Origin of the sequence: Paenibacillus sp. FSL R7-0312 (assembly GCF_038004445.1) — a bacterium.
Classification (GTDB): Bacteria; Bacillota; Bacilli; order Paenibacillales; family Paenibacillaceae; genus Paenibacillus_AQ.
The window spans coordinates 5,986,444-6,012,183 of record NZ_JBBORE010000001.1; the positions used below are offsets into that span (position 1 = coordinate 5,986,444).

General features: G+C 52.6%; 14 protein-coding genes. 5 read left to right on the forward strand and 9 right to left on the reverse strand.

Annotated elements, in window-relative coordinates; translation table 11 throughout:
* Window positions 1-30: 30 nt before the first annotated feature.
* Window positions 31-1,068 carry an ABC transporter substrate-binding protein gene (locus MKX70_RS26490; protein ID WP_042235243.1) on the reverse strand — a complete coding sequence of 346 codons (1,038 nt, stop codon included), beginning with the start codon at window positions 1,066-1,068 and terminating at the stop codon, window positions 31-33.
* Between the two features lie 267 nt (window positions 1,069-1,335).
* On the opposite strand from MKX70_RS26490, the gene MKX70_RS26495 reads away from it, so the two are divergent.
* The 3 genes from MKX70_RS26495 to MKX70_RS26505 are packed head-to-tail and all read left to right on the forward strand — an operon-like array spanning window position 1,336 to window position 5,698.
* Window positions 1,336-3,144 (forward strand): cache domain-containing sensor histidine kinase, encoded by a 1,809-nt coding sequence (locus MKX70_RS26495; protein WP_231637842.1) that lies wholly within the window; start codon window positions 1,336-1,338, stop codon window positions 3,142-3,144.
* Window positions 3,141-4,736: a response regulator transcription factor gene (locus MKX70_RS26500; protein WP_042235241.1), complete on the forward strand. Its 1,596-nt coding sequence runs from the start codon at window positions 3,141-3,143 to the stop codon at window positions 4,734-4,736. The genes MKX70_RS26495 and MKX70_RS26500 overlap by 4 nt, the downstream gene beginning before the upstream one ends.
* On the forward strand, window positions 4,736-5,698 hold the full coding sequence (locus MKX70_RS26505; protein WP_052416270.1) for a sugar ABC transporter substrate-binding protein: 963 nt from the start codon (window positions 4,736-4,738) through the stop codon (window positions 5,696-5,698). Before MKX70_RS26500 ends, MKX70_RS26505 begins: the two co-directional genes overlap by 1 nt.
* A 306-nt stretch (window positions 5,699-6,004) precedes the next feature.
* Here the strand turns inward: MKX70_RS26505 and MKX70_RS26510 are convergent, their stop codons facing one another.
* Window positions 6,005-14,068, reverse strand: a complete 8,064-nt coding sequence (locus MKX70_RS26510; RefSeq protein WP_340841186.1) for an endo-1,4-beta-xylanase — start codon at window positions 14,066-14,068, stop codon at window positions 6,005-6,007.
* A gap of 338 nt (window positions 14,069-14,406) precedes the next feature.
* Window positions 14,407-15,759: a glucuronoxylanase gene (locus MKX70_RS26515; RefSeq protein ID WP_042235240.1), complete on the reverse strand. Its 1,353-nt coding sequence runs from the start codon at window positions 15,757-15,759 to the stop codon at window positions 14,407-14,409.
* A gap of 249 nt (window positions 15,760-16,008) precedes the next feature.
* Here MKX70_RS26515 and MKX70_RS26520 point away from each other — a divergent pair, with 249 nt between their 5' ends.
* Window positions 16,009-16,866: an AraC family transcriptional regulator gene (locus MKX70_RS26520; RefSeq protein WP_340841187.1), complete on the forward strand. Its 858-nt coding sequence runs from the start codon at window positions 16,009-16,011 to the stop codon at window positions 16,864-16,866.
* Between the two features lie 71 nt (window positions 16,867-16,937).
* Here the strand turns inward: MKX70_RS26520 and MKX70_RS26525 are convergent, their stop codons facing one another.
* Window positions 16,938-18,941 carry a hypothetical protein gene (locus MKX70_RS26525; protein WP_340841188.1) on the reverse strand — a complete coding sequence of 668 codons (2,004 nt, stop codon included), beginning with the start codon at window positions 18,939-18,941 and terminating at the stop codon, window positions 16,938-16,940.
* Window positions 18,942-19,087: 146 nt separating this feature from the next.
* Here MKX70_RS26525 and MKX70_RS26530 point away from each other — a divergent pair, with 146 nt between their 5' ends.
* Window positions 19,088-19,945 carry a helix-turn-helix domain-containing protein gene (locus MKX70_RS26530; RefSeq protein WP_340841189.1) on the forward strand — a complete coding sequence of 286 codons (858 nt, stop codon included), beginning with the start codon at window positions 19,088-19,090 and terminating at the stop codon, window positions 19,943-19,945.
* A 37-nt stretch (window positions 19,946-19,982) separates the two neighbouring features.
* Here the strand turns inward: MKX70_RS26530 and MKX70_RS26535 are convergent, their stop codons facing one another.
* The 5 genes from MKX70_RS26535 to MKX70_RS26555 all read right to left on the reverse strand — a co-directional run bounded on the left by MKX70_RS26535 (window position 19,983) and on the right by MKX70_RS26555 (window position 25,691).
* Complete coding sequence (locus MKX70_RS26535) at window positions 19,983-21,101, reverse strand: GNAT family N-acetyltransferase (RefSeq protein ID WP_340841191.1); 1,119 nt, start codon at window positions 21,099-21,101, stop codon at window positions 19,983-19,985.
* 79 nt (window positions 21,102-21,180) lie between these two features.
* Entirely contained in the window at window positions 21,181-22,482 is a 1,302-nt protein-coding gene (locus MKX70_RS26540; RefSeq protein ID WP_042235233.1) for an ABC transporter substrate-binding protein, read from the reverse strand.
* Between the two features lie 68 nt (window positions 22,483-22,550).
* Window positions 22,551-23,381, reverse strand: a complete 831-nt coding sequence (locus tag MKX70_RS26545) for a carbohydrate ABC transporter permease (protein WP_173137502.1) — start codon at window positions 23,379-23,381, stop codon at window positions 22,551-22,553.
* A 12-nt stretch (window positions 23,382-23,393) separates the two neighbouring features.
* Window positions 23,394-24,305, reverse strand: a complete 912-nt coding sequence (locus tag MKX70_RS26550) for a carbohydrate ABC transporter permease (protein WP_340841192.1) — start codon at window positions 24,303-24,305, stop codon at window positions 23,394-23,396.
* Window positions 24,306-24,368: 63 nt separating this feature from the next.
* Window positions 24,369-25,691 carry an ABC transporter substrate-binding protein gene (locus MKX70_RS26555; protein WP_340841193.1) on the reverse strand — a complete coding sequence of 441 codons (1,323 nt, stop codon included), beginning with the start codon at window positions 25,689-25,691 and terminating at the stop codon, window positions 24,369-24,371.
* Window positions 25,692-25,740: the final 49 nt, after the last annotated feature.

A 25,740-nucleotide genomic window follows, 5' to 3' on the forward strand; every position in this document is an offset into this window, starting at 1 on the left:
GCCTTAGACGCGATCTATTAGGCTTGCTGATTAATATTCACGGCTAGGCAGCGCTTCCTTGGCCTGCTCGGAAGTGAAGGTCGATTCCTCGGTCACAATCCGGGCCTCAACCGCTTGGCCGTCAACTACATTCTGCACCACCTGCATCAGCTGCGGTCCAAGCAGCGGATTGCACTCGACGATAAAGCTGATTTTACCTTCGCTGGCTGCCTGCATTCCGTCCTTCACCGCATCGACAGAGATAATCTTAATGTCCTCGCCCGGCTTCAGCCCTGCCGCCTCAATCGCCTGAATTGCCCCGAGTGCCATATCATCGTTATGGGCGTACAGCACATCAATATCCTTATTGGCCTTCAGGAACGCCTGCATAACTTCCTTACCTTTGGCCCGGGTGAAATCGCCGGTCTGAGAGGCAATGACCTTGAGATGCGGATTGCTCTTGATGACTTCGGCAAACCCTGCCATACGGTCATTGGCTGGAGCAGAGCCTGTGGTTCCCTGTAGCTCTACAATATTAACGTCCTTTGAAGCGTCTTTATACTGATCAGACAGCCACTCACCCGCCTTGCGGCCTTCTTCCACGAAATCGGAGCCGAGGAAAGTAACATACAGCGAGGTGTCTTTGGAATCCACCGCACGGTCGGTCAGAACCACCGGAATTCCTGCAGCCTTTGCCTCTTTAAGTACAGTATCCCAACCGGATTCCACGACCGGGGAGAAGGCAATCACATCCACTTTTTGCTGGATAAAGGAACGGATGGCCTTAATCTGATTCTCCTGCTTCTGCTGCGCATCCGAGAATTTCAGCGTATAGCCCGCTTCCTTGGCTGAATCCTGAATGGACTTCGTATTGGCACTTCGCCAGCCGCTCTCTGCACCCACCTGCGAGAAACCGAGCGTAATGTCCTTGGCCTCCGTCTTGGTTCCGCCATTCGCCGCCGGTGCTTCCGTTGCTGCATTCCCGGCATTCGCCGCCTTGTCCCCCCCATTATTGTTGCCGCATGCTCCAAGCATGACCATAGATAAGGTGAGTGCAAGCACTGCTCCCATTTTCCCGAATCTCTTCATACGTATTTATTCCTCCCCCTCGGCATTCACCAGATTCTGGTGTTCTGCTCATTATAAATCGCTTACAAAAGTCCGTTATACGGGCAGCCTTTGGCGTTTGCTTTCTATTTTTGGCTTTGTTTTGTCCACAGGAGGATTTTGTGTATTTTAATATTTAAAAGGTGTGAATTTTGATTGCGCTTTCTTCTTTGGGTATCGGCATTCCATAATTTGTTATAAACTATATATTGAAGCCAAATCTACTCTATTTGCGAAAGGGAAATTCCGATGATGCGGATCACACACTGGATCTCCTCCAGTCTGAGGGCCAAACTGCTGGCTTTGTTTATTGTGCTGTCCACGATACCGCTGATCGCTGTCGGTCTCATTTCTTACCAGAAATCCTATACTTCCATTTCCAGTCACAGCAAGGCTTCAAGTATGCTTCAGGCTGACATGCTGGGAACGAATATCGATAATCTGTTCAAAGATACCGAGCGGCTGCTGGAGCTCAGCAATAACCCCCAGGTCATCCATTTTCTTTTCTCACAATCTGAAACCTATCAAGAGGCGAAGGAAATTCTGCAGACCTTTACACTCTACCGGGACACCTACAAATATGAGGATGTACTCAATATCAGCCTGATTAATCTGTACGGCAAGGGGATCAGCGAGCGGAGGGGTATCTTTCAATCCAATATTAATCCGCTGCGCAATCCGCATTTCCAGACACTGTCCCAGAACCCCGAGCTTATTCTCCGGATTCCTCCACCCTTGATTTCCGGTTATGACCGGGTTGATGGCTTCACCTATAGGAATCAGGGTGTCATATCGATCATGACAGCTGTCAAGCAGCGGATTACGCATGAGGTGATCGGATTCATCATTGTGGATCTGAACGACTCATTCATTAAGGAATTCTGCGACAAGATGACGATTGGTACAACAGGGTTCTTCTACCTGCTGGATCAGCAGAACAACCCCATCTATGTGCCGCCTGTTCAAGAGGCCGCTGTGACCCTGGTTCAAGAAACAGGATTACCTGCAGGGGAATTAAGCGGGAGCGGAAGCTTTGTGCTTCAGATCGCCGGCCCGCCCTGGTTCATTGTCCATACCTCCTCCCTTTCGACAGGCTGGAAGATTATCGGCATGGCCCCGCTGCAGGAGATCGTTGCCGAAGCCAACCGGATCAGGCAGCTGATTATAGTCAGCGTCGGCTTAAGCATCATTTTCGCCATAACGCTTAATTATCTGCTTACGCGGCGGCTGACCCGGCCCATTCAGCTTCTGCAGCACAAGATGCGCCTGACGGCAAGCGGCTACCTGGAAGCCAAGGTCAAACCGGACGGCAATGATGAAATTGCCGATCTGGGACAAAGCTTTAACATTATGGTTGAGCAGATCAAAGCGCTGCTGGAGCAGAGCATCCGCAAGCAGCAGCAGCTGCAAAAGGCGGAGCTGCGGACGCTGCAGGCACAGATCAATCCACATTTTTTATACAACACACTGGATTCCATTGTATGGATGGCTGAAGCGGGTAATAACGATGGTGTCATCCGGATTGTGAAAGCGCTATCCGGGTTCTTCCGGCTTAGCCTGAATAAAGGGCGCGACTGGGTACTGATCCGCTCTGAGCTCGCCCATGCGCAAAGCTACCTGATCATCCAGCAGATGCGTTACCGTGACATTCTGGAGTTCAAGATTGAGGTTGCGGAGGAGTTGCAGGAATACCCGATTCTGAATATGACGCTGCAGCCTTTGATAGAGAATGCCCTCTATCACGGAATCAAAAACAAAAGAGGCAAAGGGCTCATCAGCATTGGCGGACATACGGACGCGAACTCCATCCTTCTCACAGTCGCCGACAACGGAATTGGCATTCCCGGAGAACGGCTGGCGCAGCTCAGAGAATCTATCGAGCATCCCATTCAATCGGAGGATACGGATACTACTCAGAACGGATTCGGTCTGCAGAATGTACATCAGCGGCTACAGCTGTATTTCGGGGAGGAGTATGGAATCCGCTTGGACAGTTCAGAAGGTTATGGTACACAAATTACAGTTCGCATACCCAAGAACAGGGGGACCCTAAGATGAAAAAGGTTATGCTGGTGGATGATGAGATCCTGATCCGTGAAAGTATACGGGAATCCGTAGAATGGGAGAAGGAAGGCTTTATCTTTTGCGGTGACGCCCCCGACGGCGAGCTTGCACTTCCGGTCATCGAAGAACAGCTCCCCGACATCCTCATTACCGACATCAAAATGCCTTTTATGAACGGGCTGGAGCTGAGCTCTGTCGTCCGGCAAAAGTTCCCGAAGATCAAAATCATTATTCTAAGCGGTCATGATGACTTCCAATATGCCAGGGCGGCGCTACGGCTTGGGGTTGAGGATTATTGTCTGAAGCCGTTCAGCTCTGCGGATCTTCTGCAGCTGCTCCATAGTGTCAGCTCCAGGATTGATGAAGAATTTCGGATGAAACAAAAACAAGCCTATACCCCCGAGAATCTGTTCGCTGATCTGTGCGGAGGACTGATCAGTCCCGCTGCCGCCATCGAATCGGCGGAACAGCTGGATCTGCTGCTTATGGCCCCTTACTATGCAACTGCCATATTTACGTTAAACCCATCGGATATCGATGTAGGAACGGGCTGCCCATGCGCGCCGCAGGATGCCGAAGCGCTGTTCGCAGGCCTGCTGAAGGAGCTGGCAGAAGGCTTCATCTATAAACGCAGCCGCACTGAAACTGTACTGATCTATAAAGGCAGTAATCCGGCCCAAATGAGCCGTACCCTGGAAGAGATCTGCGGGACTTGGAAGCAGAAGCTGAGAGCGGCTTGCGGCCTGGAGCTGTCCGTCAGTCTGGGTGATGTCCGGGAACGGCTGCAGGGCATTCATCTCTCCTATCTGGATGCCGAGGATGACCGGATGTTCAAGAAGATGTCCAGACTGAATTCAGCAGCGTTGCTTGATGCTTACTTCGATCCATCCGCTAGCGGCATCCTGCTTGACCGGAACCGGCTGATCCAGTTTCTGAAGCTGGGAGACCACAAGCAGGTTCCCGCATTTCTGCTGGAGCTCTCTGCGGAGCTCCAGCAGATGAATTGGCTGTCCGTGTACGCCTATTACCTGATGAATGACATTACCCTGGAGCTGGTACAGACGGCTAAAAAATGTTTTCGTGCGGCCCCAAATCCTGCCGAGCTCATCAAGGAATTCCAGGCGCAGCTGAAGCATATTTCCAATACAGATGAAGGTCTACACTATTTGAACAGGCTATTCGAGCGGCTATGGGAGTGGAGATCCGAGGGAGCAGATAAATATCGTGAGCTGATTGACAAAGTTAAGCATTATATCAGTGAGCATTATGACAAAGAACAGCTCTCCCTTAACGACATCTCCAGTCAGGTCAGGGTCAGTCCCAGCCATCTGAGCAAGACCTTCAGCCAGGCGACCGGACAGACGATCACTGAATTCCTGACGGCCACACGCATGGATAAAGCCAAAGAGCTGCTGAAGTCAACGGGACATAAAACGTTTGAGATTGCGTTTAGCGTGGGCTACAACGATCAGCATTACTTCTCCAATCTGTTCAAGAAAGTAACGGGGATGACGCCTATGGAATATCGCAAGCACGGAAATTCCGGGGATCAGCTTCAGCCTATCCGTAAAGGGGCGGGGAATTAGTGACTTCTTCCAGGATGCGGAACCGGCATGTCTTTATCCTGCTGCTGGCAGCAGGCTTGATCCTTGGCGGCTGCTCCCGTTCCTCCGGAGTCACGAATACACCTTCGGAGGAAGCCCTGGACTCTCCATCAAGTCAGAACGGGGAGCCGCCGCTGACTTTCGGTATTATCTACCCCATGGTGAATGACACCTACGAAATGATAACCGAGAATGCAGAAGCTGTGGCAAAAAAGAATAATGTAGAGCTGCTGGTTCAAGCGCCTGATGAAGCCAATCTGGAGCAGCAGGTCCGGATTATGGAGATGATGATCAAGCGGGGCGTAGACGGAATCGCCATTGCCCCGGCGGATTCCCTGGCGCTTACCAGCGTTATTAACAAAGCGGTATCCCGGGGGATTCCCGTTGTTTGTTTTGAGTCGGATTCGCCTGCCAGCAGCAGAGAAGCCTTTATCGGGGCTGATAATAGAGCAACCGGCGCTACTATTGGACAGACTGTGGAACGCTTGCTTGGCGGAAAAGGGATGATTCTGGTGGAGTCTGGAATGTCCCGCATGCTGGGCACTCAAGAACGGCTGCGCGGGTTGGAGGACTATTTGGCGGAGCATAGCGAGATCGATGTACTGGAAATCCGTCATAATGACGGCAGTGAGGACATCGCAGCGTTGCAGCTGGAGCAAATGATATCGGCCCATCCCCATTTCAGCGCTTTGGTCAGTCTGGATTTCGTGTCCAGCTCAAGCTCTGTCCTGGTCTGGAAAGCCAAAGGCCTGACGCGCTATAATATCGCTCTGGGCCTCACACCTTCGTTGAAGCAGGCGATGGACAACGGGCAGATTACGCGGGTGATTTCACAGAACGAGCAGAATTGGGGAGAGGACATCATCAACACTCTGCTGCTAAGGGCCAAAGGAATAGCTGTAGCCAAATGGATCAACACGGAAATTACGATCATCGGGGAATAGACCTGTCCGTAATGTAGCTGATAGGATACTAACCTTGCGGCGGATTCATGTGCACTTCTGCTCCTCCTTCCCTCCTTGACCGACATACAGGGGTGGAGGCAGAGAGATTTATCCCTCTCATTTTCTCCTCTCGCCCACTTTCGGCGCATTCAAAGGGATTTATCCCTTTGCGCTTCACATTCAGCCTTATCCACATCATAAAAAAACCTCCGGCCGGTCAACGTCTATCCCATCTTCCGATGTCTATAGACGTTGACTGCCAAGAGGAATGTTACGGTGTTACGTCATAGCTTCGCTTGTGGGTGCTTATTTCTCCAGCATCCGGAAGATTATTACAGCGGCTTCCGCCCGCGTTGCGGTTCCGGTGGGATGGAGGGATTTCCCGTCTCCCTGGACAATTCCCTCTTTGACCAGTGCCGCTACACTATCGATGGCATACTTTGCCACCTTCATTCTATCTGTGTAGCCGCTCAGTTCTCCGGCACTGCCGCCGGCAGATAATTTGTTCACTGCCTTCAATGCCCTGGCTGCAATCACCATCATATCCTGCCGCGAGATTTCGCCCTTCGGATTGAATCGGTTGCCATCCGTTCCATTGATAATTCCCAGCTTCTTCGCCATGCTGAGGGCTTCAGCATAGTAGGCTCCCGGGCTTACATCTGCAAAGCTGGAACCGGATTCCGCTTCGAGGCCCAATGCTCTCATTACCAGCAGCACAAAGTCCGCTCTCGTAATGTTCTTCTCCGGGCTGAAGGTGGTCGCGGAGGTTCCTTGGATGATGCCCAGCCTGTGCAGCGTATCAATACCCTCCGAAGCCCAGCTATATTTGGCACCTACATCTTTGAACGGGCTGGTTGGCACTGGTATCGGTGTCGATGGTACCAGTGACGGAGCCGGTGTTGCTGTTGTTCCCGGCGCCTGTGTTGGTGTTGGTGTCGGCGCCGGCACAGATGTTGGTACTGGTGTGGGTGCTGGTGTTGGTTCTGATGGACCGCCGTTATTGCTTAGCGTAGTTACAGAGATAGCGGGACCGTCTGTACTCCAGTTCCCTGCTGCATCCACGGCCTGCACCGAGAAGTTATATCCTGTGCCCGGCGCCAGTCCAGTTACCTCATAACGGTGCGTTATTCCAGGCAACTCCGCGATTTTTTCTGATCCTCTATAGAGCGTGTAGCCCGTCACTCCCGTATCGTCGGAAGCGTCCGTCCAGGTTAACGTAAGGCCGGTTGCCGTGATCCGTAAGGCTTCAAGCTTGCTTCCCGCTGTCCAAGCCGGAGGTGTTGTATCCGAAGCGGCCAGTGTTGCAGCGGAAACCGAAGGTCCACCGGCACTCCAATTGCCGCCGGTATCTACTGCCTCCACTGTGAACATATACTGCGTACCCGGCATAAGTCCTGTTACCTGATGACTGTATACAGCCCCGGTAACCGTCTCCGTATACACGGCATCCGTAACCGTAACCGGCTTGTCACCGGTTCCATTCGTAATCCGGTAACCGGCGATGCCGCTCTCGTCCGATGCCGTAGCCGACCATGTCAGAGTCAATCCCTTGCTTGTAATGCCAGAGGCTTCAAGCGAACTTCCCTCTGCCCATACCGGTGGTGTAGTATCTGAAGTCGGTAGTGTAGTTACCGGGACGGAAGGTCCGTCCTTGCTCCAGTTCCCAGCAGCATCTCCGGCTTCCACCTTGAAGGTATACTGCGTATTCGGCATAAGTCCGGTCACCTGGTGGCGATATACCGTTCCGCTTACGGTCTCTACCGGTTCACTGCCGGTTATGATCACCGGTTCAGCATCCACTCCATTGTAGACCCGGTAGCTGGTGACTCCAAGATTATCCGATGCCGCAATCCATGACAAGGTAACTCCGGTACTGGTGATATCAGTGGCTTCAAGCTTGCTTCCCTCTACCCAAGTTGGCGGAATCTGATCTCCCTTGCCGCTGAGGGTCAGGCTGCCGAATACCTCTGTCGATTTCGACGCTCTGCCGAGCAGATCATTCCAGGTCGCTACGCCGATCAGATTGGCTCCGTTTGCGTTATTCACCTGTGCATCGAACCGGATCTGTGTACCGTTCTCCGGTGTGATGGTGCGGAACGGAATCTTCATTTCCACTATATAATCCGTTCCGGCCGTTACCGCTGCTGATTCGAAGCCCGGGGAGGTCGCCGGAGTCGAATTACTGAGGAACTTGAAGGACTGCTCTCCGGCATAGTTGACCCGGTATTGTCCGTCATCCTCAAGGTACGGCCAGGCGTTGACGCGGTCTTCATCCACGTAGGCTTCTACCGAATCCTGCTTCGTCTTATCTGTATTGTTTTTGCTTAGCTGCTTATCCTTCACCTGGAACAGCACGTATAGATTCTCCTCGTCCCACAGCGTCCGGGCTGTGCCGGTCGTTTCTGCTGTTGCCATCAGATGGTTGTCGATATGAATTTCAGGTGCATTCTTCCAGATGTCGTCCATGCTTCCGTCAATATCCGGTGTACCGTAGAGCGCCGTAGAGCTCTTGGTTTCAGGCGTAATATAGAGCGGATGCTCTGCCAGATACTTCTCCGGGTCGATAATTGCGTAATAGGCAGGCTTCGGTGCCAGAGAACTAAGGAATGGCAGCGGATTCTGGCTGGATCTCCAGCTTGAGCTGTCCGTGTAACCCCAGAGGGTGACACGCGCGATTTTATCGGCATGCTTCTTATAAATCTGGAACAATTGGGCATACAGGCTAGCTTGCTTATCCGCCCATTCCGGGGAGAGGGAGGAATTCATTCCCGCCAGAACATCCAGTTCGCTGATAGAGATTTCAACGCCCAGGGAAGCATACTTCACAATTGCCGCTTCTACATTGGCGGGCTTGGTTCTCATGTCGTAATGAGACTGCAGCCCAATGCCGTCAACCAGCAGCTTGCCTGGATGGGCCTCTGCATACCGGTCATTCATCTCTTTAACCATGTCGTGGATAGCGTCCCGTTTCTCCGGGAATTCATCATTGAAATCATTGTAATACAGCTTGATCCCTTTCAAATCCTGGTTGCTGTCCACCACTTCCCGTGCGGCCAGAAATGCCTGCTCCACGAAGTCTGGACCGACGGAATAATACCAGGGCGATTTCCGCAGTGCATCTTTCCAGTCGGATACTGCCGGAGGTCCATCCTGCATGGCCTCATTGACAACATCCCATGAGATCACCTTATTCCGGTAGTGTTCCATAACGGTCTTGATGTGTGTTCGCATATTCGCAAGCGCCTCACTGCGGCTGAGATAGAGCGGATTACCCGCCTGATCCTTCAGTGCATTGCCCGAAGCGTCCACTTGCTGTGTAAACCACGCCGGAGTCTGGCTATGCCATACCAGTACATGACCGTGTACTTCCATCCCCATAGCCTGAGATTTGGTAATCATGTCGTCAGACTTCGTGAACGTGTAGGTCCCCTTGGTTTTCTGCAGTGCATCCGGTTTCATCTCATTGCCGAAGGTCACGCTGTTGAAATGATAATTGAAGAACGCATTTTGTCCATTGCCCGGGTTAATGTCATTGTTGCCCGGCACATTTCCAAGCACGAAGTCGTTCTTATAGACATCCTTGAGCGAAGCAATCGTCTGCAGCCCTGTATCCTCGAAGCTGAAGTCGTCAATATAGTAGGCTGCAACAGCACTGTTCGGGCTCTCTACATACAAAGTGACATCCTCGTGCAGATAACGGTACGTCCCCTCCAGCTTCACCCAGTCTCCGCCTGCATTGACCGTCTGGGTGGACAGACTGACATAATACGGCGTAGTATCATTGACCTGGGCAGTCAGCTTCAGCTGCGCGCTGGCCGGGCTGATCAGCTTCACCCATACCGTTGTTTTGTACTCATTGCCAATGGTAACAAGGTCCTTCACATTGACGGACGGTCCGTCCGGATTAGCCGCTCTGCCTGTAACCTTCAGGGCATAAGCTCCGCCCGGGGTATGGTTGGCCTCCTGGGTAGATGCAACAGTTACACCTGCACCGCCCTTCGGCTTGAAGCCCTGAACCGTCTGATCCTCGAAATCTCTTGCACGTTGAATACCAGCCACAATGGTAAAAGGATTAACCGATACGCTGACGCTTCCCTTAGTTACCCTTAGCGTAAATCCGCCATTCTGGAAGGTAATGGCTGTAGTCACTCCCAGCAGGCTCAGCTCTTCCCTCTCATTCAGGACAGCCTGTGCTTTGGCTATCAGCTTAGCGTGATCTTCACCTGCCACTGCATTCGGAACGGTAATCCGGTTGCCGATCAGCGCCGCTGCTTGTTCTACAGCCTGCTGATCAGGGCTCAGTTCACCCGTCTCCCCCAGGGTCTTGACTAGAGTCACATTGGAAAAGGTTACTTTGAAATCCGTTACTGTGCTGGTATTGGTTCCGTACAATTGTACCTTGGCATCCTTGAAGAATTCCGGGGTATACGTTGACGGATTCCCCATCGCCAGCCAGGAAGAACCGCTGTTCGTGGAGAAATACCCTTGAACCACATTGCCCTCTTTTACAATCCGCAGATAATAGTTGGTACCACTCAAATTAGTCTGATTCGTATTGTTCGTGAAGGGCTGAGTACCTATCAACCCTGAATTATTCACTTTGATGTTAGCGTTCACTTTCCTTGCATTGATTCTGTAGAACTCCCCGCTTGAAGTGCGGCTGATGCCAAGTCCTACCTGGGAATTCTCACCCATAGTCGAATCATTAAGCGGTTTGTCTACCGTCAGCTTCGCTGTAAGCGTCCAGTTGCCTTCGGCCGAACCCGGCATCTGCAGCATATTATGGCTGCCCGGATATTCCGTGCCGCCCTTCAAGGTCTGGATGGCCGCACCCTCAGCACTATAGCTAAGTGCGGTCTGCGGATCAGCCGGATTTATAACCTCCCAGCCCGCCGGAAGGCCAGCCGCAAAGTCGATAACTTCATTCGTACTGAAGAAGATTTTATAAGTCTTTATCTGTTCTCCTTTGACAAACCGGACCACTGCCGTTCCTTGCGCACTGTCCGCTTGTGAGATGCTTACGATTTCAGCCGGGTCACTCGTTACCGCCGTTACCTTCGGTATGGCGTTCCCGGAAACCGTATACTTATATTCGTAATTGGAGGCATCGAAGTTAGTCGGCTGAACGCCATCCACGAAAATATTGCGCGAAGCCACGGCCTCCGGCGTCAGTGACAGCTGATCGGCGTAGAGGATGTTGGCATCCTTCGCATACACCGCCATTACCACCTTGGCAGTACCTGACGGCTCATCATAGGTAAACGGGGCATTAGGCGTCTCATGCCAGTCCGCTACCTTCACATCCACAGGCTGGAAAGAGCTTAAGCTGAGCGGCCCGCCCTCCAGGATACGTCCGACAAATTTGCCGCCGATCCAGTATGCGGGATCACCCGCCTCCCGGGCTGCATAGGGTTCAGGCATATCGCGGCCATTGATCGGAGTCATACCGAGCTGGGTCCCGTTCTGGTCGTAGTACACCAGCGCCACTTCCACATCACCCGGATGCTCCGCAGCGAGATCATAGCTCTCCGGCCGGCTCATCATGGAGAGGAAATAACCCTTGAAGTTATAGCTCTCTCCCTTGTTCAGCTTACCGGTAATGTCCTGCCACATTCCGTCATACTGTTCCGCAGCGTCGATGCGGCCAGCAAGCTTGCCGGAACCGGCAACCTTCGAGGTGGAGCTGTTCTTCAGGTAACGTGACAGACCCGAATAGCTCTGTATGGTATCCGCTGTTAACACGGGTCCTGGAGCAACAGGCTCAAAGGTTCCCTTGTTGTAACGGCCAGTAGACCAGTTGTCTGTATTGGAGGCAACAGTTGTATCAAAGTCTCCATTGAGCAGCAGGTTCCCCGGAATGGATACTGTAGAGTTATTCGCGGCAGCACCCCAGTCGGAATCGCCTGCTCCGAACAGGAAGCGGTCAACGGTGATTGTACCCGCAGTTCCGTTCGGTTCGGCCACAATATACAGATCCTTATGGCCGTAAGCGCTAAGATCGCCAGTATCAACCATATCCTGGAATTTACCGTAAACCTCATTGGCTGGTACAGGAATTTCTGCTACACGCGTGCCTTGGGACAGAATGTCGTCGTTGCTGCCCACAGCGCTTCCTACCGGAAGCACATAAGCGGCAAGCTTGCCTCCTTGAGCTGATTTACTCTGAGCGGTCAGGTACAGCAAGTGTCTGCGTACAACGCCTCCGTTCGCGGAGCCATCTGCAAAGTTCAAATTTCTGTAGGCGAGGTACTTGCCGGCACCGAGTGTCACTGCCTCTTCAGCGCGTCCCGCACTACCTGCACTGTCGCCAGGTATACTATTGTCATTTCCCTCTGCTTCCAGCGTTGAGAAAATGTCACGTTCTCCATCAAGCCCCTGATATGTGGCGAATTTGCCTTGGGACGGAACCATCGTTACGATGCTGGCCGACGGAATGTCAACAACGAACTTCCCGTTCGTTACAGGAATCGTGCCAAGCTTCTTCTGATTCTCGCTGCCTGAAGTACGGAACACGGTAATACTTGTTGTGCCTGCCGGGAAGTCCTTCAGATTGAATTCAAGCGGCTGAACGCTGTCATCATTCTTGGCATTCGATGCCGTGATCGAGTAATCATTTGTATTCGGATTCTTGAAGGCGACCACGTTGATATCGGCCGCAGGTACCCGCGTGACATCAAACCGGACATCTCCGGGATTCATAAACCGGGAGAAATGCCCATAGCCGTAAAAACGCTTGAACAACCGGTATTCACCCGTCAGCGTGCTGATCCGTCCCGGCTCCTGCTGGGAGTTGGTCGTAACGAAGCGGATCAGGTCGGAGCCGTCCGCGCCGTTGCTGTCCCACATACTCCACCAGACAAAGCCGTTAAATCCGGGGTTGCTGCTGAACATATTGGTCAGCAGATTGGACCAGCGCACCGCGTCACTGATGTTCTGATTGCCGTACCGCTGAGTATAGGCACCGGCCGATCCGTCACCGGTATCCTGATTCATGAATTCGGCCTGCCAGAGCTTATATTTGGTCAGGTATTCGGGATACTTGCTTCCATCCTTGGAGTAATCCAGCGGATTCTGGGAAAAGTCGCCGGTATGGTACAGCTTGTTCTCATCCGTGCCGATCCCGACCGTACCATACAGATGGGTGGTAAATACATCGAGGTAAGGGTTTTTGTCCAGTGCATTGTCAGGGTCGGTCTGACTGAACACTTCGCCGCCTCTGCTTAAGGAAGCGTTCAGATTGGTGCCGTCCACGGCGGCAAGCTGAGGAATGAAGTCAATGAGCTTGCCGTCCGGATTCTGGATATCATAGAGGGCACCGCCCGGCTGCATCGACTTCTTCAAGGCAGGACCGATGTAACCGTTAATCAGCTCGGTAACGTACGCGGCTGACCCGCCCGCGAGGTCAACCTCATTGAAGGGATTGATGTGGGTGATCGGAATTCCATATTGCTCCCACATTCCGCGGATATAATTCACGAGATAATCCGCATAGGCCTGATAATAAATTTTCACCACTTTACCATTAACGGTGGCTGTATCGCTGCGGACAATCTTGTTAGGGGAGCCTGTCGAAGACTGGCTCATCCAGTAAGGCACCGTCCATGTACAAGCGTAGAACTGCTTGACGCCGTATTGCATCGCCTGGCGCATCGTCCAGACCTGATCCACATCGAACAGCTCCTTGCGGGTACGCGGCGAGTTCTTAATCACCACAGGATGATCCCCCGGTGCGCTCAATAGATTGGTCGGACCTCCATCGTCATTGGCAGCCGGCTGGTTCCAAGACGGATAATCCCACACGAAATCCTGTACAGGCACCAGCGTGCCTGGAGCATGCTCGGGTTCAACAGGCCAGATACTGTCGGTATTGCCATCGTAATAGCGGTTCTCCGCTTCTATTTTGTATCCATATTGCCCGCCTGTTCCACGCAGGGGAATGGCATTTCCTTCGATATCGAAGCCGGGCTTGCTGACATCTGCAAGCAGACCGGTCAGAGGGTTGAACCCCGGGCTTGCGGCGGTGGCATTGGCAGTGGTAAGGCCGCCGTTATCGCCGATGATGACCCGGACAATGTCGTGGCCTGTGCCCTTTTGTTCACTGAAGGTCAGATCCAGCAGATGCCTGACGGTATCTTGATGACCGGCCGAAGCCAGTTGCAGCATATGGACGGAATCTGTATAAGCATAAGCGGCTCCTACGCCATCCATCGTCTGGTAGGTTTTGTACCAGTCAGCAGTTACCTGCGCCGGGACGGCTATTGTAGGAGCAGCCTGAACCGGGGCGGAAAACGGCACCGGGGTAATCATGGCCAACACCAGAGTACCGCTTATTGCAGCTACAAGTGTCTTTCTCCAGATCTTTTTACTCATTCCGCGTGTTCCTCCTTTTTTGTATACGCTTACATCAAATTGCATGGTTATAGCTTAACAATTCGAAATTAGATTTTGTATGAGACTGATGCACGATTCATTTTAAAATAACACTAAAATACTTTGATTTTTAACGAAACGAACTTGGATGCAAGTGGAAACGAATACCGTCCTTATAAAAGGACGGTATTCGTTTCAGCGAGAAATAGAAGGATAAGTTATCGTGTGCAACATATAAAATCTTATATTTCAAAAAATCCCGGCCCGTAAACGCACTGTACAAGCTGCTGTTTACAGACCAGGATAGGGTTGCCTATGGAAACTGGAGTGAGTGGCTTCTATTCTGCAACGATCAAGGTAGTGTCGGTGCCGGCTTCGGCGTCGGCCTCATAAGTAGTATCCGTTACTGTAGCCTTGCTGCCCCCGATGGAAGCGACAAAGGTTGTCACACTCAGGGCCGGAAGCTGGGCGGTAAATGAACCGTTCGACACATTAATGGAGGACCCGGCGGCTACCTTGCGGCTGGCGTCCGTGATCCAGGTGGACACGCTTGAGGCTGTGCCATTCTGCAGGACAAACTTCTGGCTTACAGCCGAAGTGCTTTTATTAATAGCCACGATGACCGCTTTGTTGTTTCCTTTGTAGGCCGAGACATAGACATTGGTATTAGGGTTCTTCGTAGCATCAACTCTTACATATCCCGGACGGATGAACTTGGAGAACTGAGCCATGCTGTCTCCGCGCTTGCTGATGGAGCCGTCCTCATTCATTGGGCTGTATTGGCGGCGGATATACCACCATACATAAGCCTGGAAATCCCCTTCTACCATCGCATTATGCATATGGTATGCTACTTCCAGCGCTTCAGGCCACAGGTTGGCGGAGTTATTATTGCTGTTCGGGTAGTAGACCTCCGTCATCCACAGCTCTTTGCCTGCACCCTTCTGCTTGAAGAGTGGATACGCAAAGTTGTTAAACGAAGTGCCATACGTGTGTGCCCCCAGAATATCCATATTGGCCAGCGCCTGGGAATCATTCAGAATCGGGTCGGACATATTTTTCAGATATTGAAAGGACTCGGGAGCAATGACCCGGCAGTTAATGGAACCGGCATAATTTTTCATAAAGTTAAGCATTTCGGCAGGTGTCCACCAGGTCCAGGTCTCGGCATAGTCCGGTTCATTCTGCACAGAAATCGCGTACAGGTCAACCCCGTTATTCTTCATGTACGTCACGAAATCATTCAGATGCTGGGCGTATGCGCCGTACTTGTCATATCTGAGACGCTTGGCTGAGGTATTCCCGTTGTGGTTGAAGGTCTCGGTCATGCTGCTCGGCGGATTCCATGGCGAAGCAAACACAATGGCTCCCTTGGCGATGGCTGCCTTAGCCGTGTCTAATTCCTTATACCAGTTATTCTTATTATCGTCTACATAGATTCTCAGAATAGAGAACCCAAGCTGGTTCGCGCCGTTGCCGAAGGCGGTCTCCCGCTGCGCGGCCGTCAGATCCCCGATCCAGGCAGGGTGGTTGATTCCTCCGAAGCCGCGAATGACCTGCTTCTGGGCTGACAAATTAACGGTCACATCGCTTGCTGCTGAAGCTTTAGGCGGTGCGGGTACCATCATTGCCGATAGCAGTGTTACAGATGCCAATATAGTACACAGTGATTTTTTAAACTTTGATATCATGGACTCATCTCCTCATCGTATAATTTCTGCTCAGATCATTTCTCGGAAACCCTGCTCTGGTCACCTCCTGTGTGGTTGAAGCGGCAGCGGTACCTTCCACCCTGCTTGTCCATGCTTCTAGCAGCACTTGCAAGCGCTTCCTTTTCCTGTATTATAATAAATATTTACAGGTTAATCCTTGCAGATCAACGAACATATATTGCGCGGATGCCGATAATACCAAATTGTGTAATAAAAGGAATGAATGTTATGGATCAGAACACTAACTATATTTTCACCCCCATCCCGGAAGAGATGATATGCTTCCATAGAACAACCACAACCGAGCTTCTTAACCCGGCCATGCCATATCACCACCACGATGCCTATGAAATCTATCTGTTCCTGAGAGGCAATGCCTACATGTATCTGGAGCAGTCCTGCTACAAGCTGGCCCCCGGCGACATGTTCATCATCAGCCCCAGTGAAATGCACCGGTGTGTCTGTACCGACAATCAAATGTACGAACGGATCGGGCTGAACATCAAGAGGTCTACCTTGCAGCGACTCTCCAGCCCGCGCTCTAATCTGCTATCCTGCTTCGATGCCCATCCCTTCGGGCAGAACAATCTGACCCGGCTCTCCCGGGACCAATGTGCCTTCTACTCCAGGCTGGCCGACCAATTGATCGTCTGCCTCCACTCAGAGGCTTATGGACAGGATCTGCTAGCAGAGGCCTACGCTACCCGGCTGCTTGTGTTCATTAACACCCTCTACCAATCATCTACGTCCCCCTCGGACAATCTCATGCCGGAGCTGGTCAGGCGGACCATGACGTACATTGAGGAGCATCTGCTAGAGTCTATCTCGTCCGCACAGCTAGAGCAGGCGTTTCATTACAGCGGCAAATATATAAGCCAGCTATTCAGGGAGCATACCGGACTTACCATCCGCTCTTACATTGTGGGCAAGCGCATCTCCCTGTCCATGAGCCATCTTACCGCCGGGAAAAGTGTCGCTGAAGCCTGCGAGCTGTCGGGCTTCAGCGACTATGCCAACTTCATCAGAAGCTTCAAAAAAATAGTGGGCATGCCGCCCGGCAAATACAAAGCCAGTGAACAGGCCTGAGTGAACGGGGCGCCTTGCGTTACAGACGAAGAGGACAACTATATAAAAATCACTAAAGAAATAAACAAAACTTAGGTGCATCTTATATAGCGGCTTTTCTTGGCGCCTGCTTCCCAGTAATCGCCAACCAGACCTTCAATAATACTGCTGCTGGCCCATGGCATCAGACAGAACCAGGTGCTTGCCGGAGAACCGTCACTGTAAGTCTCCGTTAACAGCCCCTCGGAATGACAAAATCTCTCGGACATCCAGCCCGTCAAGCCATGGTCATATTCCCGGTCATACCGATTATAGGTCTGGCAGCCCCAGCCGACGGTATCCAGCATCCGCTGCCGGACGTAAGGATCATCGCGCTGCTGTACGTAGTAATACAGCTCATCCACCACGCTGCTCGACATGGGATGGATATGCGGGTTGGCGACGGAGGTCACGCTTCCCCCGCAGCTGGACCACCCCACCGTGCTCAGCGGCGGCACCTTAACCGGAGAATTGTACGCGAATTTGAAGGTGAACTCGTAAGCAATCGCATCTCTCATATGATCAAGATACAGCTCATCCCCTGTGAGGGCGTGCAGATATCTGACCGCCCTGATGTACGCGAGAATCCCTTCAGAGTCTACCGCCTTATCCGCATCAAGCGGCGCACCATAACATTCCATCCGTATCACATAGGTCTCATAATAATGCCGCTCACTGCGCTTCAGGCTGTCCAGATGCGACCGGTTTCCGGTTAGCCAGCTATAGTAGGCAATTGCAGCCATGATCCAGGTTCCGCTGAAGGAATCATATTCAAGCCCGGCACCGGTTCTCTCAGAGAGAATCGTAGGGTATTCATCGTCCGAATTCCGGCTTCTCTCCAGTACAGGGAGAACCTTCCGCACGAAGTCCACCCACTCCTCGTGGATGACATGTTTGAGCCGTTTCTCGTATTCATAGGCCTTCATAATATAGAATAATGCCTGTCCGCACAGATAGGCAGAATGGCCCGGAGTGCGCATTCCGTCAAACCACCAGCCGTTAATGCTCCATTTCCCGTCCTGATAGGCCTCATAAGGAAGGCCGGATGCCGGGTTCATGGAGTTCTCGATGATATTCTCAATGCAGGATAGCGCTTGCTCGCGCATGGGTTCATCCTCCAGCCGCAGGGCAGCCATCAGCATTGGAGTGGCTACACTCAGACCGTCTGTCCAGCTGATCGAGATGATTTTATTATACCTGTACCCGCCTGTCTCCTTGTCCTCATAGACAAAGGTTGTGTAGCTCCGGTCCTCAGGCAGCCACGCATATTGATAGATCGCCTTCGACAGGTCGGCCGCAGCGCTCCGGATATCACTGCCCGGTCTTGGAGGCTGATGATAGCGGGAATAGATGTCTTCCAGCGCCGCATTGATGCCCAGCTCAGACTCAGCCTTGTACTCGAACAAATCCAACGTGAACTCTACAGACTCTGAGGCCTTCAGTTCAAAGCAGTTCTCCGCAAGCCGTGCCCGTTCCTTCACAAGACGCGATTTGATGAATAGAAGCGGAGCATTCTCATACCCCAGCGTATATCCGACCGTTCCCTTGGCAAGCGAGCAGGTGAAGCCGCCATACTGGTAGAACTCACCCTCAAGCTCAGGCTTCCACTGGATTCTTTCCCCAGCCCGGCTTATAAAGTACGGACTGGCACACAGGCCGAACACCCTGCCGTTGTCATATACCAGTGCCGCAGGATGCGACAACCGGTCGCTTCGTACCATCCACCAGGGAGATGATGGACGTGAAGGCTCGCCTTCTCTCAATCTCGGGAACTCGTTTGGAACATTCTGCGGAGCCTCCCCTCGGTTGCGGCCATACATAAAAGCGGGAAGAAAAAAACGCGGGTCCGTCTTGGCAAACGGCAGCTCCACATGAATGACTCCCGACCACGCTGCACTGTTAAGATTCGTGATTCGCACACAGGCCTGAAAAGGCTGCCTCGCGCTGCCTGTACCCCCTGTTATCTCTACGGACGCATGTAGTCCCTGCCCGTTCAATCCGGTATATCCGGTATCTTCCTGATGCTTGCTTCTTGCAGTTACGATTAGTTCCATCATCCGGTCCTCCAATCTGGTGTGTACAATAAAAACGTTTGCAAATCATATCCTGACATGCTAGGATAAGGACATTTTAAAGTAGTTCCAGAGAAGAATCCTTGCGAATACCGCGCAATGTATTGCGCCAAATGACCTGGAGGTTACCGATGAACGATCCTTTTGAGCTGCGGTATGATCCCATCCATAAAGATTTTCTCTACCTGCACAGGACGACTACCTATAATATGGGGACCTTCTATCACCAGCATGAAGCCTACGAGCTGTACTTGTTCCTGCGCGGCAACGTCAATTTCTATATTGAGAACAGCTGTTACCATCTGGAACGCGGAGATCTGCTTGTGATCAATCCGGAAGAGATGCACCGTTCCTTCAGCCAGGATGAATCCGAATATGAACGGATTACCCTTAACCTCCAGAAATCATATCTGCACCGCCTGTCTACACCTGCAACCCCTCTATCCTGGTGCTTCGACTATCGACCGAAGGGAAAAGGCAACATCGTACATCTTGAGGAAGCCCAGCTTCGGCAATTTCTACGCTTGGCAGGCAAGCTGGAGAAAGCTCTCTCGTCCGATGCGTATGGATCAGATATTATCGCCAACAGTGCACTCGCTCAATTATTGGTGCTGACCAACACGGTGTTTCATAAGGCAAGCTTTGTACCTGACGATATCATGCCGGAGCTGGTCCGCAAGACTATGAAGTATATTGACGTCCATCTGGAGCAAAGGATCACGCTTGAGCAGCTTGCCGGTATCTTTCATTTGAATAGCACCTATATTAGCCGCCAGTTCAAACAACATACGGGCTTAACTCTCCGTGCGTATATATTGGACCGCCGGGTTTCGTTAGCCAAAGCTTACCTCTGCGAAGGGCTTAGCATTACCGAGGCCTCTTATCAATGCGGCTTCAGCGATTATGCCAATTTCATCCGCAGCTTCACCAAGATTACCGGAATCTCGCCTGGAAGATTCGCCAAAAAAAACGCAAGCCTCCCGGAGTAGAAGGCTTGCGTTGCTCTATTGTAAGGCACGGGATTACTCAGAATTTATCAATCTTGTACCAGAATAAAGGCAGCGGGAACCAGCCTAGAGGCGCATCCACTGCCATATAACGGGCATGGTGGGTAAGCAGAAGTGTCTGAGCCTGCAGCCTGTCCAGGACCCTCGCTCCCGGCTGGGCAGTCCGTTCAACGCTCACGCCATCTTCATCTACCCGCGCCGTAACCGGCTGACCGTCCATCACTGCGGAGAATTCTCCCGGTACAATACCAGTGGTCCTGAACTTCAGCGTCAGATAAGCCTTCAGGACATTGGCGAAATCCAGAATATGATACATATCCGAGTTCTCGATCACAATGTCTTCCGCAATGCCGCCAAGAGCCTTATTCAGCGGGATGTCATATTCTGGCGCGTACATCGTTATTCTCCCTGCTCTGCTATAGGCCATGTATGCCTTAAGCGTCCGCAGAATATCATCCGCCTTCTCCAGCGCGAATTCAGCTATATCATCGCCCGCTTCGTTGACAACCAGATAGCCGATCAGCTTACCCTGATCCAGAACGCCAAGTGCCTCTTGACAGAGGGTTCTGAAAATCAGCGGTAATTGCTCTAAGCTACGCTCAACATAAGCAAGCCGCGAGGTATTCAGGTTATGCGCAAATTCTGCTCCTCCTTCCATCTCAAACAGCGGGCTGAAGGAGATTCCGGTGTCATTCACCCCTCTTAAGCCATGGCGCACATTGGCCTCTGCCACGGTATATTTGAGCTTGACACCGCCAAGCGTGAAGCCGAAGTACTCATATCTCTGCCGCTGTCCATATAATACAACCATATCACATGTACTCCGCAGTTCTTCAAGCCACAGGTTCATAAGCGCTTTCATATGCCCTTCGCCGCGCGCACGCGGATGGACCGATACGGTACCCAGATAGCCGGTCCGCAGCGTATCCTCACATACTTTAAGAGACTCTGGAAAAACAGCCACTAGTGCGCGCAGCCTGCCCTGCTCGTCCACTGCGACCTTATGCATCGCAGATGAATCCACACTTTTGTCATAAGCCTTGGGCATCAGAATTTCAAAATCAAAGCGGAAGGCAAGATTGGCTAAATCTATGTATTCCTCTCGCTCGTGCGGAGCTGCCGTTCTGTAGTTAACCATTGGTTAGACCCCTTCAGACTGCATATTTAACTGCCTCTTTGACTATATTCTAGAGGCATCCGCCATCTCCTGCTGCAGATCACTTTGATTCCCGCCGCCTTGCCGCGGCCTCATCTATCGCTTGCTGGATATCGGCCAGGGCTGTCTCCAGGGGCTGCCCGGCCAGATATTGATTCACGCCCTCCTGAATCTTCACCTGGAGTGATTCTGTGGATACGGTGTGCGGCCAATAGAGCGTGGCGTCCTCCCGCGTGACCGCCGCTGCAATGGAGGATACCGAATCGGTCCGGTCCGTCGGCGCCGAGATGACGGAAGGCACAGCCAGCGCGCCTGCGGCGAGCTTCTCCTGTGTGGTTCTGCCGTTCATGAATGCCACGAACTGCTTGGCCTCCTCCGGATGCTCTGTCCGGGAGCTGATCACCCGGTAGGTGCCGACGTTGATATTAGGCACCGTCTTCACGCTGCCCGGCACCATCATGAACCGGATATCCTGTCCAGGGTTGCGCTCCTTGATGCTGGGGATGTCCCAGGTTCCGGTAATAATCATGGCCGCGCGGCCTGTGCCGACCAGATCCTTGGCCTGCTCATGCTTCAGACTCTTCCAGTTCGGCGGCACGAACCCCCGGTCAATAATGTAACGGTGCTTCTGGATCGCATCCACGAATACCGGGTCATGGGTCCGGATCTCCCCGCTCTCCAGCTTCTTCGTCCAGGCGGCATCGGCCCCGTTATCCGACATGATCGACCCCCAGAAGAACTGGGCCGTCGACCATTCGGCATCCATTGCCACCGGAATAAGCCCTTCCCCCTTCAGCTTCACGCACAGCGCCAGGAACTCGTCCCAGGTGCGCGGAACCTCCAGCCCCAGAGAGTCGAACAAGGTTTTGTTGTAGAGCAGCCCGTCACTGTGCATTACCTCCGGCGCACCGTACACGCGGCCGCCGACCGTAACCGGCAGCAGCGAGTTGGGATAGAATTCCTTGAGGAACTCGGCCCCGGTCAGGTCCAGATACATATCAGTCCGCAGGCCACGGAATTCCTCGAACAGGCTGGGCGACCAGGTATCGAACACATCCATCGGCTCACCGCCCAACAGCCGGATCTTGATCCCTGCCGTATAATTATTATTCTGTATAAAGTCTGCTTCGATCTGGATCTGGGGATGAAGCTTCTCAAATTCGGCAATCGCATCGAAATACACCTTGCCCGCCTGCGCTGTATCCAGCAGATAGCTGGAGTAACGCAGCGTGACGGGTTCACGCCCTCCTGGTGCTTCGCCGGACAGAAGGGAGGCGTCCGTACGGCTCCGGGCATCACATCCGGCAATCGTGACCAGCAGCAGCATCGCGCTGCCCCAAATCCCAATTCTCCTCGTAATCATGACGCCCTCCTCCTTCCCTATTCTCCATTCTTATTCTGAGCGTCCAGCCGTCCTCCGTCAACGGACAATCAGAGCTTGCCCCCCGAAGTTGCAATCCCTTCGATGAATTGCCGCTGGAACAGGATGTAGATAAGCAGCATCGGCCAAATCGCCAGTACGGAAGCCGCCATCAGCTCCGGGTAGTCCACGGCGAAGGCGCTTTGAATCTTCGCCAGAGCCGAGGAGAGAGTCGCCGCATCCGAACTGGTGTTGACGATCATCGGCCACATCAGGTCCTTGAAGGAGAACAGGGCCGTGAATATCCCGAGGGCCACCAGACCGGAGCGGACCAGCGGGAGCATGATTCTGGCAAACGTCTGCCCGATATTGCAGCCGTCAATTTTGGCCGCCTCCTCCAGCTCCTTCGGCAGGCCCATGAAGAATTGTCTCAACAGGAAGGTGCCGAAGGCACTGACCAGACCCGGGAACAGCAAGGCAAATATTGTATTGCGCATCCCCAGCGCATCGACCATCAGATATTGCGGGATGATGAAGATCTGCGTCGGCACCATCATCTGAAACAATACGAGACTGAAGAAGAAATTGCGCCCCGGGAACCTCAGCCTGGCAAAAGCATACGCAGCCATCGCGCTGAACATTACGGCACACAGCACCCGAAGTGCCATCATCGCAAAGGTGTTCCAGTACAGGACCAGAAAGTTATTCTGACGCCACACCTCCAGATAGTTCTCCGCCCGCCAGGTCTTGGGGAAAAAGATAAAAGGATTCATTGAGGTGGACTCCGTAACCGACTTGAACGAGGTCAGCACCATCCAGACGAACGGAAGAATCATGGCGGCCGCTCCCAGGAGCAGCACAAGGTGGGCTAAGATCCGGTTAAAGTATTTATGTTTGGCCAATAGTGCCGCCTCCTACATGTAGTTGACCCATTTTTTTTGCGCCCGCATCTGGAAGAAGGTGATGATCATAATCAGCGCGAGCAACACCATTACAACCGCTGAGCCATAGCCCTTATTTGAGTACTTGAATGAGTTATTATAGAAGAGATACACAAGCGATACTGTATGGTCATAGGCCGGGTTGCTCACATCAATCATCATATAGATGACATCGAACACCTGCATGGCCTGAATAATCGTGGTCACCACCACAAAGAACAGGGTGGGCGATACAAGCGGCAGGGTAATCACGAAGAATTGGCGTACCCGGCTGGCCCCGTCGATATCCGAGGCTTCATAGAAGTCCTTCGGAATCTCCTGAAGACCGGCGAGCAGCAGCACCATATTATAGCCGATGACACTCCAGATGCCGATCACCGCGATGGACAGCATGGCTACCCGGGGGTCCGTCGTCCAGTTGACAGCCGGAAGGCCCAGCATGGATAACCCGTAATTAATGAGACCGTAGTGCTGGTTGTACATCCAGCGCCATACCATGGTCACTGCTGCAGGAGCAGCGACCATCGGGATGAAATAGATCGTGCGGTACAGCGAGCGGCCGGCGAGCTTGCCGTTCAGCAGGACGGCTACCAGCATGGCAATGGCAATGCTGACAGGCACGACCAGCAATGTATAGAGCAGTGTATTGCCGACAGCGTGCCATACCTGGGGGTCATGAATCAGCTTGTGGTAATTCTCCCATCCAATGTAGATATTGCCTCTGCCGAAATCTCCGCTCTTGAAGAAGCTAAGGTAAGCGGTCTGTATAATCGGGATGAAGTTGAGGACGATAAGGCCGATCATCGTTGGTGCGATCAGGAACCAGCCCCAGGACCATTCATTCCAGGTTTTGGCTCCGATTTTCCTCTTGACGGTATGATTCATCTGCTTCCCTCTCCTATCAAACCTGCGGCAGCCTCCAGGCTGCCGCAGGCATATGGCTCATGCTTACTTCTCTTCCGCCAGACTCTCATTCATCACCTTAGCTGCATTGCGGGCTGCTTCCTCTACAGACACTTTGCCGGAGAACGCCGGCTTCAGCGCTTCATAAGCCTTGTCTTCCCAGACAGCCGTTGTATTGGAATACGGTCGGATTACCCCATAGCTGACCATGTCAACGAATGCCTTGATATTGAAGGTCTTGTTGGAATCAACCCACTTGTCAGCCGCACCCGTGTACGCCGAGATGGCAACGCCCAGCTCCGCCTGGCGCTCCTGGCCTGTCTTGGAGCTTAAGTATTCAACGAACTTCCATGCTTCCTCGGGATGCTTCGTCTTGGCATCAACCGCATTACCGAGGCCGTTATAGATGGAGGCCTGCGCAGCCTTGCGGGGCAGCACGGCGACATCGAAATTCTTCGCCATGAACTCGTTCTCGGTGAAGCCGCTCAGGTTCCATGAGCCGAAGAGGCCCATCGCCGCCTTGCCGTTCTTCAGCAGATCGGCACGCTCGGCATCCCCGTACACCTCTGGCGACAGTCCGTCACGTACGAAGCTTACATAGTAATCAAGGGCTTCGATCGTCTTGGGATCGTCATAGCCTGACTTCTTGTCCGCTGTAATAATGGTGCCGCCGTTCTGATAGACGAAGTTATAATACCCCTCCTGGTTGTGCATCGGTGCGAGGAAGCCGTATACCCCGTCCTTCGTGAGCGCTTTCGCGGCGCTGTGAAGATCATCCCATGTCCAGCTCTCATCCGGGTATTTCACGCCCGCCTGGTCAAACAGCGTCTTGTTGTACCACAGCCCGATGGTATCGAAATCCTTCGGAACCGCATATTGCTTGCCCCCCAGATTATAGATCTGGTTCAGGCCTTCCGGGTAATTCTCCAGCTTGACGTCTTCGCTCTTACTGATGCGTTCTGTCAGATCAAGCAGCATGCCGTTGTTCGCATAGCGGTAGATCTCATTGGAATGCATCCAGAATACATCCGGCAGCGAGCCGCCGGTGGCTCCCGCTTCCAGCATCGTCCAATAATCGGACCAGCCGGTCACCTCAATATTGACCTTGATGTCCGGGTTCTGGCTCTCGAATTCATCGGCAATGGTCCGGATTCCCTTCTCCTGGTTGGAATCCCAGATCGCATAGGTCAGCTCGACCTTCTCGCCGCCTGCTGCCTGGGTGGCTGCTGCGGCATCCGTTGCCGCTGCCGATGGTGAAGCCGCTGTATTGCTGTTGCCATTACCGTTGCCATTACCATTGCCGCAAGCCGTCAAGGTGACCGCCGTAAGTAAGATAGACAACGCGGTCGCTAAGCTTTTTTTCTTCACTAGAATGACCCCCAACTTCCATTTAGGATGTGCTGCATCTGCTGCATCT